The organism is Paracoccus sp. (in: a-proteobacteria) (assembly GCF_035556475.1).
GTDB lineage: Bacteria > Pseudomonadota > Alphaproteobacteria > Rhodobacterales > Rhodobacteraceae > Paracoccus.
In genome coordinates this window covers 40,723-56,747 of the sequence record NZ_DATMFA010000046.1, presented here as the reverse complement: position 1 = coordinate 56,747, position 16,025 = coordinate 40,723, and the positions used below count along the sequence as shown (strand labels likewise).

The following is a 16,025-nucleotide window of genomic DNA, read 5'->3' as shown; positions in this document are numbered from 1 at the left end:
GTTGCCACGACGGTGGACGGGAATTGCGGCTTCAGCCATGCCGGATCTCCAATACAGGCCCAGCCCAGCCGACAAAGCGCTTTCGGCTATTTCGCAGCATGACTGTGGCCTTCAGCCAGTGACGGTGGGGGTCATAGTCGTCAAAAGGCTTCAGCAGTTGATGGTATTCAGTGGCGGGTGGGATAAGATTGGTTTCACAGGTCGTCGTATGCTCTTTGGTGGGATGAGGAACGGCTTTAATGGCGGGGTCCCATCCTGCGCCTGAGTAGAATCTAGCGTCCTTTATCGAGGGACCGGGTTTCTCTCGATGCAGCGAGATTGTTACCTCTCTCACGACAGTCGGAGAGGCTGCCACGTTGGAAATTATCAACTCGAACAACTGACCATTGAACCGTCGCACTTCCCGAGGGTTGATCACTGTCACGGCGACTCTGGGTCCATCGAACCACCAACGCAGGAGCTGAATAATTGCAATGATGCTCGAAAGCAGCGCTGCATAAAGCGCAATTGGGTCTATCTCCCAACTGAGTGCCATCACACCCTCCCCAGGGCGAAGCCCTTGGCGATGTAGTTTCGGACGAACCAGATCACCAGCGCGCCGGGCACCAGCGTCAGCACCCCCGCCGCCGCCAGCACGCCCCAATCCATGCCCGAGGCCGAGACGGTGCGCGTCATCGTCGCCGCGATGGGTTTGGCGTTCACGCTGGTCAGCGTGCGCGAGAGCAGCAGTTCGACCCATGAAAACATGAAGCAGAAGAAGGCCGCGACGCCGATCCCGCTGGCGATCAGCGGCATGAAGATGCGGATGAAGAAGCGCGGGAAGGAATAGCCGTCGATATAGGCGGTCTCGTCGATTTCCTTCGGGACGCCGCGCATGAAACCCTCGAGGATCCAGACCGCCAGCGGCACGTTGAACAGGCAATGCGCCAACGCCACCGCGATATGCGTGTCGAAAAGCCCGATCGAGGAATAAAGCTGGAAGAAGGGCAGCGCAAAGACCGCAGGCGGCGCCATCCGGTTGGTCAGCAGCCAGAAGAACAGGTGCTTGTCGCCGATGAAGCTGTAGCGGCTGAAGGCATAGGCGGCAGGCAAGGCCACCGTGACCGAGATCACCGTGTTCATCACTACATAGATGATCGAGTTCACGTAGCCCATATACCAGCTCGGGTCGGTCAGGATCACCCGATAGTTGCGGAAGGTCAGGTTGTGCGGGAACAGGCTGAAGGTGCCGGTGATCTCGGCATTGGTCTTGAGGCTCATGTTCACGAGCCAATAGATCGGGATCATCAGGAACAGCAGGTAAAGCACCATGACGAGGCCGGAGGAGCGCGATTTCATTGCCCCGCCTCCGTTTTGTCGAAATTGGTCATCACGGTGTAGAAGACCCAGCTGACCAGCAGGATCACCAGGAAATACATCAGCGAGAAGGCCGCCGCCGGGCCAAGGTCGAATTGCCCGACCGCCATCTTCACAAGGTCGATGGACAGGAACGTGGTCGAGTTGCCGGGACCGCCGCCGGTGACGACGAAAGGCTCGGTATAGATCATGAAGCTGTCCATGAAGCGCAGCAGGACCGCGATCAGCAGCACGCCCTTCATCTTCGGCAGTTCGATATAGCGAAAGACGGCCCAGCGGCTTGCCTGATCGATCTTTGCCGCCTGGTAATAGGCCTGCGGGATGGATTGCAGCCCGGCATAGCAGAGCAGCGCGACGAGGCTGGTCCAGTGCCAGACATCCATCGCGACCACCGTGATCCAGGCGTCGATCGGGTCGTTGGTATAGTTGTAGTCGATCCCCAGCGAGGCGAGCGTGTGGCCGAGCAGGCCGATATCCTGCCGCCCGAAGATCTGCCAGATCGTGCCCACCACGTTGAAAGGGATGAGCAGCGGCAGCGCCATCACCACCAGCACAAGGCTGGCCCAGAAGCCCTTTTTCGGCATGTTCAGCGCGACGAAGATGCCCAGCGGCACCTCGATCGCCAGCACGATGGCCGAGAACAACACCTGCCGGCCAAGGGCGCCGTGCAGGCGCTCGGAATGGATCATCTCGTCGAACCATTCGAGGCCGGCCCAGAAGAACTGGTTGTTTCCGAAGGTGTCGTTGAAGGCATAGTTCACCACCGTCATCAGCGGGATCACCGCCGAGAAGGCGACAAGCAGCAGCACCGGCAGGACGAGGAACCATGCCTTGTTGTTCTGGACCTTCTGCATCATGCGGCCCTTTCCGAAAGCGGAGGCGCGATACGCCAGTCATCGACATAGACGCTGATCTTGCCCGGCACGAAGGCCACGCGCGGCGCGGCGGCAGGCAAGGGCACGCCTTCCGGCAGGACGATGTTGAAATCGCGGCCCGCCAGTTCGGACCGCAGGATGCGGTGGCGACCGACATCCTCGACCCGGCGGATGGCGATGGGCAGGCCGCCCTCGGCTGCCAGATGGACATGTTCCGGGCGGATGCCGATGCGGGAGCCCCCTGCGAGGACGCCGTAATCCGCGCCCAGTTCGACGACCTCGCCACCGGGCAGCAGCGCCCTTTGCCCGATGATCTTGGCGTCGAGAAAGTTCATTCCGGGCGAGCCGATGAAATAGCCGACGAAGCTGTGGGCGGGGCGCTCGAACAACTCCTCGGGCGTGCCGATCTGGACGACCCGCCCGTCATGCATCACCACGACCTTGTCGGCAAAGGTCAGCGCCTCGGTCTGGTCATGGGTGACGTAGATCATCGTATGGCTGAACTGGCGGTGAAGCTGCTTCAACTGGCTGCGCAGCTCCCATTTCATATGCGGGTCGATGACGGTCAGCGGCTCATCAAACAGGATCGCGTTCACATCCTCGCGGACCATGCCGCGGCCAAGGCTGATCTTCTGCTTGGCATCGGCGGTCAGGCCCTGCGCCTTTCGGGACAGCATCTCCTCCATCCCGATCATGCGGGCGATGCGGGCCACACGCTCGGCTATATAGGCGGCGTCGCGGCCGCGATTGCGCAGCGGAAAGGCCAGGTTCTCGCGCACGGTCATGGTGTCGTAGACGACCGGGAACTGAAAGACCTGCGCGATATTGCGCTCGGCCGTGGGGGCGTCGGTCACGTCCCGGTCGCCAAACAGGATGCGGCCCTGACTGGGCCGGACGAGGCCCGAGATGATGTTCAGAAGCGTCGTCTTGCCGCAGCCAGAGGCACCGAGCAGCGCATAGGCCCCGCCATCCTGCCAGACGAGGTCGAGCTTCTTCAGCGCATAATCCTCCTCGGACCGGGGATGCGGGCTGTAGCTATGGGCCAGATCCTGAAGCGTGATGCGTGCCATTTCCCCTCCTCCCCTCAGGCGGCCAATGCATAGGCGGCGGGCGCGACCAGCACGCCATCCGCGTCGAACAGGTAGACATGGCGCGGGTCGAGCCAGAGCGAGACCTCGCGCCCCGGCTCGATGTCATGGATCCCCTCGACCAGCCCGACCCAGCGCTCCTCGCCATGGGCGACATGGATGAAGCTCTGGACGCCGGTGATCTCGGTGACGATGACCGGGCAGCGGAACTCCAGCGCGTCGCCCGCCGGGCGCTCCCTGCCGAGGTGGTTGGCGCGGAAACCGGCCAGATACGCGCCATCGGGCACCGCGAACGCGCCCTCGGCCGGCGCGCTGACGCCGGGCCCGATCGAGAGTTCGGTGCCGCGCTTGATGCAGGGCGCGAAATTCATCGGCGGGTCGCTGAAGACGCGGGCGGTGATCGCGTCGATCGGCTCGCGATAGACGCGCGGGGTCGGGCCGAACTGGGTCACCCGCCCCTCCCACATGGTGGCGGTATGCCCGCCCAGCAGCAGCGCCTCCTCCGGCTCGGTGGTGGCATAGACGAAGATCGCGCCCGAGGCCTCGAAGATGCGCGGGATCTCGACCCGCAATTCCTCGCGCAGCTTGTAGTCGAGATTGGCCAGCGGCTCGTCCAGCAGCACCAGACCCGCGCCCTTGACCAATGCGCGGGCCAGAGCGCAGCGCTGCTGCTGCCCGCCCGACAGCTCCAGCGGCTTGCGGCCCAGCAAGGGGGTCAGGTGCAGCATCTCGGCCGTCTCGCGTACCTTGCGGTCGATCTCGCCCCTCGGCTGGCGCAGGATGCGCAGGGGCGAGGCGATGTTTTCATAGACCGTCAGGCCGGGATAGTTGATGAACTGCTGATAGACCATGGCGACGCCCCGGTCCTGCACCCGCTGCCCGGTCACGTCCTTCCCGTTCCACAGGATGCGGCCCGTCGTCGGCTGGTCCAGCCCGGCCATCAGCCGCATCAGGCTGGTCTTTCCCGAAAGCGTCGGACCCAGCAGGACGTTCATCGTGCCGTTCCGCAATGTCAGGTCGGTGGGGTGGATATGCACCCGCCCCCCGACCATCCGCGACACAGCCTGCATCTCCAGCGTCATTCCGTCTCCTTCACTCGGCAGCGTCGGCGGCCAGCCGGCCAAGCCAGTCGCGCAACCCGTCGATCTGCTCCTCAGTCATCCTCAGCCCCAGCTTGGTCCTGCGCCACAAGATGTCCTCGGCCGTCCGGGCATATTCGCGGGCGAGGAACCAGCGCACCTCGGCCTCGCTCAGCCCGGCGCCGAAATCCCGGCCAAGCTCGGCACGCGTCGTGGCCGCGCCCAGCACCTCGAACACCTCGGTGCCGTGGGTGCGCAGGAGGCGCTGCACTTCGGCAGGCGCGAGGAAAGGATAGCTGGCCGCGATCCGCGCCGTCAGCGCCCCGACCCCGTCGACCGGGAAATCCCCGCCGGGCAAGGGCACCCGCGCCGTCCATGCCGCGCCCGCCTGCGGGAAATACGGCGCGAGACGGGCCAGCGCGCTTTCCGCCAGCCGGCGATAGGTGGTGATCTTGCCGCCAAAGACATTCAGCAGCGGCGGGCCATCCTCGTTCAGGCTCAGCACATAGTCGCGCGTCGCCGCGGTCGCCGATTTTGCCCCGTCATTATAAAGCGGCCGCACCCCGGAATAGGTCCAGACCACCTGCGAGGGCCGCACCGGCAGCGCGAAATAGCGGCTGGCGAAGGCGCAGAGATAGTCGCGCTCCTCCTCGGTGCAATGCGCCTCGCCGGGCGGGCCGTGATGGTCCATGTCGGTGGTGCCGATCAGGGTGAAGTCCTGCTCATAGGGAATGGCGAAGATGATCCGCCCATCCGTGCCCTGAAAGAAATAACAGCGGTCGTGGTCATAGAGCTTCGGCACCACGATATGACTGCCCCGTACCAGACGCACGCCCTCGGTGCTGGGCAGGTGGATGATGTCGCTGATCACCTCGCCCACCCATGGCCCCGAGGCATTGACCAGCGCGCGCGCCCAATGCTCGCGCCGGCCCCCGGCCCCCTCGGTGGTGACGTGCCAAAGATCGCCCACCCGCTCGGCCCGGGTCACGCGGGTGCGGGTCAGGATCCGCGCACCCCGCGCCTCGGCGTCGCGGGCGTTCAGCACCACAAGCCGTGCGTCCTGCACCCAGCAGTCGGAATACTCCCAGCCGCGGCTGAAGCCCGGCTTCAGCGCCCGCCCGGCCGGATCGTGGCGCAGGTCCAGCCGCCGCGTCGGCGGCAGCAGCTTGCGCCCGCCAAGCGTGTCATAGATGCCAAGGCCCAGCCGGATCAGCCATGCCGGCCGGCGACCGCGCATCCATGGCATCGTCAGGCCCAGCAGCCGCGAGGTCGGGGTATCGCTCTCGAACCGCATGGTGGGAGAATAGGGCAGGACGAAGCGCATCGGCCAACTGATATGGGGCATGGCGACAAGCAAGGTCTCGCGCTCCTCCAGCGCCTCGCGGACCAGCCGGAACTCGAAAAACTCGAGGTAACGCAAGCCACCATGAAACAGCTTGGTCGAGGCCGAGGACGTGGCCTGCGCCAGATCGCCCATCTCGGCCAGCGTCACCGACAGCCCGCGGCCTGCCGCGTCCCGCGCAATCCCGCAGCCGTTGATGCCGCCGCCCAAGACGAAAAGGTCGCGGACGGGTTCCACCTGCATTGTCACTGATTCCTCCACGAAGCCTCCCAACCCCGCCGGGAAAGGCTGCACCCCGGCTCACAGTTTCGTCAACAAATATTTTCGTTTATCTTGCAAATGAAACAGAAACGAACATTCTCATTGGAAGAATGCGGTTGTATGACTTCACGTCAAGACAATCGCGCGCATTCGCGAATACGGTTCGACGACCGAGGGAGAGGCATGGCATTGAGCATCCGGCAAGGCGAGATCCTTGAACTGGCCCGCAGCGAGGGCCGCGTGCTGGTCGAGGAACTGGCCCAGCGTTTCGAGGTGACGCTGCAGACCATCCGCCGCGATCTGGGAGAGATGGCCGAGGCCGGACTGCTGGACCGCGTGCATGGCGGTGCGATGCCGCGGGCCGGGACGGTGAACCTTGGCTATGAGGCGCGCCGGCGGATGAACGCGGACGCCAAGGCCGCGATCGCCGCCGCCTGCGCGGCCGAAATCCCCGACAATTGCAGCCTGATTCTGAACCTCGGCACCACGACCGAGGCGGTGGCCCGCGCGCTGATCCACCATTCGAACATCACGGTGGTGACGAACAACATGAATGTCGCGAATATCCTGCTGGAGAATCCCGGATGCGAGATCATGGTCGCGGGCGGGGCGCTCCGCCGCTCGGACGGTGGGCTGGTGGGGGAGCTGACGACCCAGTTCTTCGAGCAGTTCAAGGTCGATTACGCGGTCGTCGGCACATCGGCGCTGGACCATGACGGTGACATGCTCGACTTCGATCTGGCCGAGGTCAGGGTCAGCCGCGCCATCCTTCAGCTTGCGCGCAAGACCTTCCTTGTCACCGACCACTCGAAGCTGGGGCGCACCGCCCCCGCGAGGATCGCGAGCCTCTCAGAGATCGACACGGTCTTTACCGACCAGCCACTCCCGGCGGATCTCGCGGCCCGCTGCGCCGATTGGCGGACCGAGCTGCGGATCTGCCCGGCGGTCGAAGGGGAGTAATCCGGCTTCAACGCAGGCCCAGCATCGACAGGATGAACAGCACGACCACGACCAGACCGACCAGATAGATGATGGAATTCATTTGAAAATCTCCCATTGCTCGGGACAGGGCCCGTTGCAGTTCAACGAAAGCCGGAGGCGAAGGGTTTCCGCGCAGGTGAACAAATTTTGACACCGGCAGGCCCTTCGCCCGCCGGGTGATCGCCCCAAGGCCCGCCCGCGCTCCCTACGGAAGCGGGATGAATTCCCGGTTGTCGCCGCGCGGCAGGTTGAACATGCCCTGCCCCCAATCGGCGGCCTGCCACGCCTCCTTGGCATGTTCGATCCGCTCCTTCGAGGAAGCGACGAAGTTCCACCAGATATAGCGCGGACCGTTCAGCGTCTCGCCGCCCAGCGCCATGATCCGTGCGCCCTGCGCCCCGGCCGCGACCGTGATCCGATCGCCCGGCCGGAACACCATCATCTGCCCGGCCGGAAACTCCTGCCCCGAGATCAGGACCGAGCCCTGGGTGACATAGATCCCCCGGTCCTCGTGATCGTCGGGCAGCGGGAACAGCGCGCCGGGATCCAGCGTGATGTCGAGATAGAAGGTATCGGAGTAAAGCGTCACCGGCGCGCGCTCGCCATAGGCGCGGCCAAGGATCAGGCGGCCGTGGATGCCGCTATCCTCGAATTCGGGCAGGGTCTTCTTCTCGTGATGCTCGAAGGTCGGGTCCATGTCCTCATGCGTCTCGGGCAGCGCGATCCATGTCTGGATGCCGAACAGCGAATGAGGCCCCTTGCGGCCCGCCTCGCTGGTGCGTTCGGAATGGGTGACGCCCTTGCCCGCCACCATCCAGTTTACCTCGCCCGGCAGCACGACCTGATCGGCACCGGTGCTGTCGCGATGGTGGAAGTCGCCCTGATAGAGATAGGTCACGGTTCCCAGCCCGATATGGGGATGGGGGCGGATATCGACCCCCTGCCCGGTCAGGAACTCGGCCGGTCCGGCCTGGTCGAAGAAGATGAACGGCCCGACCATCTGCCGCTTCGGGGCGGGCAAGGCGCGCTTCACCTCGAAATCGCCGAGGTCGCGGGCGCGGGGAATGATCAGGGTCTCGATGCTCTCCAGCGCGACCTGATCGGGGCAGCCTGGCTCAAGTGCTGGGTTCCAACTCATGCGAACTCCTCCGGGTGGGCGGGTTTCATCCCGCTGCAAAGATGCTAGAGCGGTTTGCGATTCAGAAAAACCGTCTCGTGAGGCGTCACCATGGAACCCCGTCCGGGCATCGCCGTCCAAGGCATCTCCTATGCCCTCGGCCCGCGCCAGATCATCGAAGGGATCGACATCCGCTTCGATGCGCCGCGCGTCGGCATCATCGGGCGCAATGGCTCGGGGAAAAGCACGCTGGCGCGCCTGCTTGCCGGGCTGATCGAGCCGACCCGCGGCCGCGTGCTGATCGAGGGCGTCGATGTCGCCCGCGACCGCAAGGCCGCGATCGCCACAGTCGGCATCCTGTTCCAGAACCCCGAGCATCAGATCATCTTCCCGACCGTGGCCGAAGAGATCACCTTCGGCCTGCGCCAGCTTGGCCGCAGCAAGGCCGAGGCGCGCGAGGGGGTTGAGGCGACCTTGGCCCGGTTCGATCGCTCCGACTGGCTGGACCGCACGACCGAGGCGCTATCGCAGGGGCAAAAGCACCTGCTTTGCATGATGGCCGTCATGGCGATGCAGCCGCGCTGGCTGATCCTCGACGAGCCCTTCGCGGGCCTCGACATCCCGACGCGGATGCAGCTTGCGCGGCATCTGGACCGCTGTGGCGCGCGGCTTCTTCATATCTCGCATGACCCGCGCGACCTTGCGGGATATGGCGATGTCTGCTGGCTGGACGCGGGCCGCATCCGCATGGCCGGCGGGCCCGAGGTGCTGGAGCGTTTCGAGGCCGAGATGATCCGCGAGGGGGCCGAGAATGATCTCGCTGACCTCGCCGGTTAGGACGCGGGCGCATGGCTGGCCGGCGGGACCAAAGCTGGCCGGGCTGGCGGTCGCGACGACGGCGCTGTTCCTGATCTCCGGCCCGGCCTTGCAGGCCTTGGCGCTGGCGGCGGTGCTGGCGCTTTACGCCCTGCCCGGCCGCGACTTCCTGCGCCACGGGCTGCGGCAGCTTCGGGTGCTCTGGCCCTTCGTCCTGTTGCTGCTGATCTGGCACGCCGTCTCGGGCGGCTGGGCGCAGGGCGTGGCGATCGCGCTGCGCATGACCTCGACCGTCGCGCTGGCCAATCTGGTGACGATGACGACGACGCTGGGCGAGCTGACCGACCTGCTGCACCGCCTGCTGGCCCCGCTGCGCCGGATCGGCCTGCCGGTGCGGCTGGTCGAGGCCGGGATTCCGCTGGTCATCCGTTTCACCCCGGTCCTGATCGCCAAGGGGCGGCTTCTGGTCGAGGCATGGCGCGCGCGCTCGCCTCGGCGCGCCAACTGGAATATCGTGCTGCCCATGGCGCTGCTGGCGCTGGACGATGCCGATCATCTGGCCGAGGCGCTGCGCGCGCGGGGTGGCCTGAACCCGAGTGACGAGGACTGACATGGAAAGAAACGTCGCGCAGATCGCGCTTTTCGCCGCGTTGATCGCGGCACTGGGCGCGATCCCGCAGATCACGCTGGCCTTCGGCATCCCGATCACCGCGCAAAGCATGGGTGTGATGCTGGCGGGCGCGGTGCTGGGGGCAAGGCGCGGCTTCCTGTCGATGCTGCTTTTCCTGCTGCTGGTCGCGATCGGCCTGCCGCTGCTGGCGGGCGGGCGAGGCGGTCTGGGCGCCTTCGTCGCGCCGACCTCGGGCTTCCTGATCGCTTTTCCCTTCGGCGCCTTCGTGACCGGCCTTTTTGTCGAGCATGTGCGGCTGCGCCCGATCGGGCTGCGCGCCGGACTGGGCGCCGTGCTGGGCGGCGTCCTTGTCCTTTACGCCTTCGGCGTCGTCGGCATGTCGATCGGACTGGGGAAATCCATCCCGGAATGCGTGAAGCTGGTCCTGGCCTTCCTGCCCGGCGACCTGCTGAAGGCTGCCGTCACCGGAATGCTGGTCGCCGCGCTGGCAAGGGCACGCCCGCAATCCGTGGCGTGGAGCCAGAGCGCCTGAAGCTTCACGGCTTCAGGTCACTGCCCCGCGCACCGCAAAGCGCGGCTCGCGCCAGAGGCCGCTCTCCAGCACATCGGCCAGCACCCGCGCGGCATGGGCCACATCGGCATGGCTGAGGTAAAGCGGCGTGAAACCGAACCGCAGGGTCGAGGGCGCGCGGAAATCGCCGATCACCCCGCGCTCGATCAAGGCCTGCATGATCTCATAGGCGTGGTCATGGGCAAAGGCGACCTGACTGCCGCGCAGCGCCGGATCGCGCGGGCTTTCAAGGACCAGCCCGTGACCGGCGCATAGCCCCTCGACAAGGCGGATGAAAAGCTCGGTCAGGGCCACGCTTTTCTCGCGCAGGCGGTGCATGTCGACCTCGTCCCAGATCTCCAGCGCGCCTTGCAGGGCGCGCAGGGACAGGATCGGCTGCGTGCCGCATTGAAAGCGGCGGATGCCCGGATCGCCGTCAAAGCCGGTCTCGAAAGCGAAGGGCCGGGCATGGCCCCACCAGCCGCTCAGCGGTTGCCGGGCTTCGGCCAGATGCCGCGCCGCGACATAGATGAAGGCGGGTGAGCCGGGGCCGCCGTTCAGGTATTTATAAGTGCAGCCGACTGCGAAATCGGCCCCCGCCGCATCCAGCGCCACCGGCAGCGCGCCGGCGGAATGGCACAGATCCCAGATCGCGACGGCACCCGCATCGTGGATGGCGCGGGTCAGCGCCGCCATGTCGCGCAGCGCCCCGGTCTTGTAGTTCACGTGATTGACGAGGACCGCCGCCACGTCCTGATCCAGCAGATCCTCGATCCGGTCGGCGTCGCGACCCTCGAGCCGCATCGTCACGCCGGGCAGGGTCGAGATCACGCCCTCGGCGATGTAAAGGTCGGTCGGGAAGCTTCCCGCCTCGGCCACGATGACATTGCGCCCGGGCCTGAGACCGATCGCGGCGTGAAGCGCCTTGTAGATATTGATCGAGGTGGTGTCGGCGACCACGACCTGCCCGGAAGCCGCGCCGATCAGCCGCCCGATCCGGTCGCCCAGCTCGACCGGCAGGTCGAACCAGCCCGCCGTGTTCCAGCTGCGGATCAGGCCGCGGGTCCATTCCTCGCGCGCCGCCAGCCGCAGCGCGTCGAGGGCCGCGCCGCTGGCCATCCCCAACGAGTTGCCGTCCAGATAAACCTCGCCCTCGGCCCGCAGGAATTGCTCACGCAGGGGCAGAAGCGGATCGGCCGCATCCATGCTGGCGATGTCGTCTTCGGTTGGCAGGGCGGCCATGGCGTTCCTCTGGGTTAGGTGGCGAGGAACAGCCATATCAGCCCCGATGCCGCCTTGCGACAGCGGAATGCGTCAGGCCAGCGCCACGAAGTTTTCGCTCTCGGGGTGGTATTCCAGCAGCGTGCCCTCGCCAATGTCGTGGACGACGCCATGCAGCGACAGATTGCCCGCCTCGACATTCTCGCGGATGAAGGGGAAGGTCATCAGGTTCTCCAGCGAGATCAGCACCGCCTGCCGCTCAAGCGCGGCGATCTGCTCGGCCTCGGGAAGGTCGCTGACCCGCTCGAATCCGGGACGGAGGATGTCCATCCAGCGGCCGACGAAGCTGGTCTTTTCCTCAAGCTCCGGTGCATGGCCCGAGCACATGGCGTGGCAGCCCGCGACCCCGCCGCAATTGGTATGGCCGACGACGACCAGATGCGCGACCTTGAGGGCGTTCACGGCATATTCCACCGCCGCCGAGGTGCCGTGCTGCTGGCCATCCGGCAGATAGGGCGGCACGAGATTCGCGATATTTCGGTGAATGAAGAACTCGCCCGTATCGGCCCCGAAGATCGAGGTCACATGCACGCGCGAGTCGCAGCAGGCGATGACCATGGCGCGCGGATGCTGTCCACCCTCGGCCAGACGACGATACCAACTCCGGTTCTCGCCATATGTGGTGGCGCGCCAGCCGTGATAGCGCTGGACAAGATATTGGGGCAGCGGCCGGGCCTGTTTCATCACATCCTCATCTACCGTTCCCGCGCTTGATACAGCGCCGACCGATAAAGTTCGAGGGGTTTAGCGCCCCGGCCTCAACCATTTCTTGAGAGGTCGATGCGAAACCTGCTCTCCGCGGCGTATCGAGTATGGGTGGAAGATGACGGGAATTTCGCGGCTTGCGATTGAGGAGCAGATGGTGATCGACCATCAGCGGTTGAACAACATGGTGGCCGCATTGGGCGAGGACGCGGCCTCGCGCATCATCTCTGCCGCGCTTGAGCAACTGGCCGTCGCCATGTCGCGGCTGGCCGCGGCGATCGATCGCGGCGACCTTGTGGGGGTCGGTTGCGAGGCTGACCGCATCTCGCGCCTCGCTTGGCAGCTTGGGCTGGTGACGATGGCGGCGGTGGCGGTGGATGTCGGCACCTGCGCCGAACGGCGGGACAGCGGCGGACTCAGGGCGACCTCGGCCCGGCTCGGCCGGATCGGCAACCATTCCCTGACCGGAATATGGGAGCGCCCGCCCCCCGGTCCGGCCTGACGGGGGCGTTTGCAGACGGGGCTTGCAGACGGGCGGGCGCGCGCTACCTTGGCCGCAAGACCACAAGAAGGCATCCCCATGACCCCGCTTCCGGCATTCGCCCCCGACCCGTCCCGCAGCCTGCCGCTCTGGCTTCTCCGGCCGGGCGGGGACGGCCCGGATTGGCCCGAAGCAATCCCGGCGACCGCCCGCACCTGGGCCAGGGCGCAGGGCTTTGCCGGCAAGCCCGGACAGGTCTGCGTCTATCCGGGGCCGGATGGCGCATTGTCGGGGGCGCTGTTCGGGATCGGGGCGGAGCGCTCCACCTCTGCCCGTCCGGCGCGCGAACGCTATCCGCTGGCCAAGGCGGCTGAGGCATTGCCCGCCGGCGACTGGTACCTTGCCAATACGCCCGAGGGTTTCGATGCCGCATTGGGGGCGTTGGGATGGCTTTTCGCGCAATACCGCTTTGCCCGCTACAAGAAGGCCGAGGCCCCGGCCGCGCGCCTCGTCTGTCCGGCGGGAGTCGATGCCGAGCGGATCCTCGCGCTCGTGGCGGGCGAGTATCTGGCGCGCGACCTGATCAACACCCCGGCCTCGGACATGGGCCCCGAGGATCTGGAGAACGCGGCGAGCGAACTCGCCGCGCGCCACGGCGCCGAGATCTCGGTGATCCGGGGCGATGACCTGCTGTCGCAGAACTTCCCGATGATCCATGCCGTCGGCCGCGCGGGGGTCCAGCCGCCCCGGCTGATCGACCTGCGCTTTCCGGGCGAGGGGCCGATGCTCACGCTGGTCGGCAAGGGGGTCTGCTTCGACACCGGCGGCCTCGACATCAAGCCGCCCTCGTCCATGGCGCTGATGAAGAAGGACATGGGCGGGGCCGCGAATGTGCTGGGTCTGGCCGAGACGCTGGCCCGGCTTGGCCTGACCAGGGGCATGCGGCTGCGCGTCCTGATCCCGGCGGTCGAGAATGCGATTGCCGGCAATGCCTTCCGGCCCGGCGACATCCTGACCAGCCGCAAAGGCCTGACGGTCGAGGTGAACAATACCGATGCCGAAGGCCGCCTGGTTCTGGCCGACGCGCTGGCTTTCGCCGAGGAGGAGGGGCCGGCGCTGCTGATCTCGATGGCGACGCTGACGGGTGCGGCGCGGGTCGCGCTGGGACCGGATCTGCCGCCCTTCTTCTGCGACGACGACCGGCTTGCCGATGCGCTTTCCCGCGCGGGCCGCGACCACGCCGATCCCGTCTGGCGGATGCCCTTCTGGGAGCCTTACGAGGCGATGATCGAGCCTGCGATCGCCGATCTCGACAATGCGCCGGGGGGCGGCTTCGCGGGCGCGATCACCGCCGCGCTGTTTTTGCGCCGCTTTACCGCCGAGACCACCCGCTATGTCCATTTTGACATCTATGGCTGGCAGCCAAGCGCCGCGCCCGGCCGGTCCAAGGGCGGCACCGGGCAGGCGATGCGCGCCATCCTGAATGCTCTGCCCGAGGCTCTGGAATGAACGCCCCGGCCCAGACGCCGGACCGCCGCCTGACCCCGGCGACCGATCGCGTCGCGCTGGAAAGCCTGCGCGGCATCCTTGACCGCCCCGCCTATACCAAAGGGACGGCGATGCGCCTTGCCGCGCCGCTGGCCGACCTCTGCCGCAGCCCCGGCGGAACGCGCGACCGGCAGGTCAACCATGGCGCGGACCTGACCGTCATCGACCGGCAGGACGGCTGGTCCTTCGTTCAGGCGCGGGCCGACGGCTATTGCGGCTGGCTGCGCGACGCGGTGCTGGGTCCGGATACCGACCCGATCACCCACCGCGTCAGTGCCCCGGCAACCCATGTCTATTCCGGGCCGGACCTGAAAACGCCCGAACTGGGGACGCTTTCAATCGGCGCGCGCCTGTCTGTCACTGGGACCGAAGGCGGCTTCGCCCGGCTCGCGCAAGGGGGCTGGGTGCCGCGTCAGCATATCGCCGACCAACCGGCCGAGGATCCGGCTACGGTCGCGGCGACGCTGATCGGAACCCCCTATCTCTGGGGCGGGAACAGCCGGGCGGGGATCGACTGTTCGGGCCTTGTGCAGGCCTCGCTTTCCGCCTGCGCCATCCCCTGCCCCGGCGACAGCGACATGCAGCGCACGGCCTTCCCCGAGGCCGGGGGAGAGATCCGCCGCAACGACCTGCTGTTCTGGCCCGGACATGTCGCCCTCGCCCTCGACGCCGAGCGGATGATACACGCCAACGCCTCGACCATGAACGTGGTGATCGAGCCCATCGCCGCTGCCATCGCCCGCATCGACGCGGCGGGACAGGGGCCGTTCCTCGGCGCGCGCCGACCCGCGCGGACGCCAGACGCAACCTTTCCCTGAAACCTCACAGAAGGCGGACGATCATGGTGCATCTCTGGGTCCGCGCCGAAAGCCGTCCGAACGAGCGCCGCGTCGGCATCATGCCCGAGGGCGTGCGGGCGCTGGTCGCTGCGGGGTTCCGCGTCACGGTCGAGGAAAGCCCGCATCGCATCCTGCCCCTCGCGCCCTATCTGGAAGCCGGGGCCGAGCGCGCGGCAGAGGGTCATTGGCCCGCCGCCCCCGCTGATGCGATCATCTTCGGCATCAAGGAACTGCCCGAGGGTAATGCCCCCCTGCACCATCGCCACATCATGTTCGGCCATGCCTATAAGGGCCAGCCGGCGGGGCTTGCCCTGCTGCGGCGCTTCGCGGCGGGCGGGGGCAGGCTCTATGATCTGGAATATCTGACCGGCGCGGACGGGCGGCGGCTGGCCGCCTTCGGCTATTGGGCCGGTTTCGCAGGGGCGGCGGTCTCGCTCAGGGCATGGGCCGCGCAGAAACGGGGCGGCATCTGCGAAGCCGTCGCCGCCTGCCCCTCGCGCAGCCTGATGATCGAGGCCTTGCGGGCCGATCTGGACGCGACCGGGTTGCCGCGCCCCCATGCCATCGTCATCGGCGCGCTTGGCCGGGTCGGCAGCGGGGCATCCGACCTGCTGACCCAGATGGGGGCCGCGGTCACGAAATGGGACATGGCCGAAACGGCGGGCGGCGGTCCCTTCCCGCAGATCCTGATGCATGACCTGTTCATCAACTGCATCCTCGCTGGACCGGAGACCCCGGTTCTCATCCGCCCCGATGCGGTCGATCCGGGCAGGCTGCTCAGCGTCATCGGCGATGTGGCCTGCGATCCGACCAGCGACTTCAACCCGGTGCAGGTCTATGACCGCGTGACGGATTGGCAGGCGCCTGTGATCCGGGTCGCGGAGCATCCGCCGCTGGATGTCATGGCGATCGACAACCTGCCCTCGCTGCTGCCGCTGGAAAGCTCGCAGGATTTCGCGGATCAGTTGTTGCCGGTTCTGCGCACCCTCGACCACATGGACGCGGGCGCATGGGGCCGGGCCGGGGCGCTTTACGACGAACATGTCGCAAGGCTCTGAAGCGGCGCGCTGACGAA

The 16,025-nt window shown here is 66.5% G+C and carries 17 protein-coding genes; 8 read left to right on the top strand and 9 right to left on the bottom strand.

Features of this window, described 5'->3' with window-relative positions:
* Positions 1-31: 31 nt before the first annotated feature.
* Genes VNQ78_RS06110 through glpD form a run of 6 tightly spaced genes read right to left on the bottom strand, consistent with a single transcriptional unit; the run spans position 32 to position 5,983 of the window.
* A complete protein-coding gene (locus VNQ78_RS06110) occupies positions 32-535 on the bottom strand; it encodes a hypothetical protein (RefSeq protein WP_325687656.1) in 504 nt (167 codons plus the stop codon).
* The gene (locus VNQ78_RS06105) at positions 535-1,338 is read right to left on the bottom strand and encodes a carbohydrate ABC transporter permease (RefSeq protein ID WP_325687654.1); all 804 of its coding nucleotides are present in this window, start codon (positions 1,336-1,338) and stop codon (positions 535-537) included. The genes VNQ78_RS06110 and VNQ78_RS06105 overlap by 1 nt, the downstream gene beginning before the upstream one ends.
* Entirely contained in the window at positions 1,335-2,210 is an 876-nt protein-coding gene (locus VNQ78_RS06100) for a sugar ABC transporter permease (RefSeq protein WP_325687680.1), read from the bottom strand. Before VNQ78_RS06100 ends, VNQ78_RS06105 begins: the two co-directional genes overlap by 4 nt.
* Positions 2,210-3,301: an ABC transporter ATP-binding protein gene (locus VNQ78_RS06095; RefSeq protein WP_325687652.1), complete on the bottom strand. Its 1,092-nt coding sequence runs from the start codon at positions 3,299-3,301 to the stop codon at positions 2,210-2,212. The genes VNQ78_RS06100 and VNQ78_RS06095 overlap by 1 nt, the downstream gene beginning before the upstream one ends.
* Positions 3,302-3,315: 14 nt before the next feature.
* Positions 3,316-4,401: an ABC transporter ATP-binding protein gene (locus VNQ78_RS06090; protein ID WP_325687650.1), complete on the bottom strand. Its 1,086-nt coding sequence runs from the start codon at positions 4,399-4,401 to the stop codon at positions 3,316-3,318.
* A 10-nt stretch (positions 4,402-4,411) separates the two neighbouring features.
* Positions 4,412-5,983 (bottom strand): glycerol-3-phosphate dehydrogenase, encoded by a 1,572-nt coding sequence (gene glpD, locus VNQ78_RS06085; protein ID WP_325687648.1) that lies wholly within the window; start codon positions 5,981-5,983, stop codon positions 4,412-4,414.
* A 201-nt stretch (positions 5,984-6,184) separates the two neighbouring features.
* On the opposite strand from glpD, the gene VNQ78_RS06080 reads away from it, so the two are divergent.
* Positions 6,185-6,961: a DeoR/GlpR family DNA-binding transcription regulator gene (locus VNQ78_RS06080; RefSeq protein ID WP_325687646.1), complete on the top strand. Its 777-nt coding sequence runs from the start codon at positions 6,185-6,187 to the stop codon at positions 6,959-6,961.
* A 226-nt stretch (positions 6,962-7,187) separates the two neighbouring features.
* Here VNQ78_RS06080 and VNQ78_RS06075 read toward each other — a convergent pair whose 3' ends face one another.
* The gene (locus VNQ78_RS06075; protein WP_325687644.1) at positions 7,188-8,120 is read right to left on the bottom strand and encodes a pirin family protein; all 933 of its coding nucleotides are present in this window, start codon (positions 8,118-8,120) and stop codon (positions 7,188-7,190) included.
* 90 nt (positions 8,121-8,210) lie between these two features.
* Between VNQ78_RS06075 and VNQ78_RS06070 the strand changes: the two genes are divergently transcribed.
* The 3 genes from VNQ78_RS06070 to VNQ78_RS06060 are packed head-to-tail and all read left to right on the top strand — an operon-like array spanning position 8,211 to position 10,078.
* On the top strand, positions 8,211-8,936 hold the full coding sequence (locus tag VNQ78_RS06070; RefSeq protein WP_325687642.1) for an ABC transporter ATP-binding protein: 726 nt from the start codon (positions 8,211-8,213) through the stop codon (positions 8,934-8,936).
* Entirely contained in the window at positions 8,911-9,525 is a 615-nt protein-coding gene (locus VNQ78_RS06065) for an energy-coupling factor transporter transmembrane component T (RefSeq protein WP_325687640.1), read from the top strand. Before VNQ78_RS06070 ends, VNQ78_RS06065 begins: the two co-directional genes overlap by 26 nt.
* Position 9,526: 1 nt before the next feature.
* On the top strand, positions 9,527-10,078 hold the full coding sequence (locus VNQ78_RS06060) for a biotin transporter BioY (RefSeq protein WP_325687638.1): 552 nt from the start codon (positions 9,527-9,529) through the stop codon (positions 10,076-10,078).
* Positions 10,079-10,090: 12 nt separating this feature from the next.
* Here VNQ78_RS06060 and kynU read toward each other — a convergent pair whose 3' ends face one another.
* Together kynU and VNQ78_RS06050 are read right to left on the bottom strand one after the other, a co-directional pair.
* Entirely contained in the window at positions 10,091-11,338 is a 1,248-nt protein-coding gene (kynU, locus tag VNQ78_RS06055; RefSeq protein ID WP_325687636.1) for a kynureninase, read from the bottom strand.
* Between the two features lie 72 nt (positions 11,339-11,410).
* Positions 11,411-12,061, bottom strand: coding sequence for a carbonic anhydrase (locus VNQ78_RS06050; RefSeq protein WP_325687634.1), 651 nt, complete (start codon positions 12,059-12,061; stop codon positions 11,411-11,413).
* Between the two features lie 139 nt (positions 12,062-12,200).
* On the opposite strand from VNQ78_RS06050, the gene VNQ78_RS06045 reads away from it, so the two are divergent.
* From VNQ78_RS06045 to VNQ78_RS06030, 4 genes are all read left to right on the top strand, one after another.
* Positions 12,201-12,584: a hypothetical protein gene (locus VNQ78_RS06045; protein ID WP_325687632.1), complete on the top strand. Its 384-nt coding sequence runs from the start codon at positions 12,201-12,203 to the stop codon at positions 12,582-12,584.
* Positions 12,585-12,662: 78 nt separating this feature from the next.
* Positions 12,663-14,072, top strand: a complete 1,410-nt coding sequence (locus tag VNQ78_RS06040; RefSeq protein WP_325687630.1) for a leucyl aminopeptidase family protein — start codon at positions 12,663-12,665, stop codon at positions 14,070-14,072.
* Entirely contained in the window at positions 14,069-14,929 is an 861-nt protein-coding gene (locus VNQ78_RS06035) for a C40 family peptidase (RefSeq protein WP_325687628.1), read from the top strand. The genes VNQ78_RS06040 and VNQ78_RS06035 overlap by 4 nt, the downstream gene beginning before the upstream one ends.
* Before the next feature lie 23 nt (positions 14,930-14,952).
* Positions 14,953-16,008, top strand: a complete 1,056-nt coding sequence (locus VNQ78_RS06030) for a saccharopine dehydrogenase (RefSeq protein ID WP_325687626.1) — start codon at positions 14,953-14,955, stop codon at positions 16,006-16,008.
* Positions 16,009-16,025 lie beyond the last annotated feature (17 nt).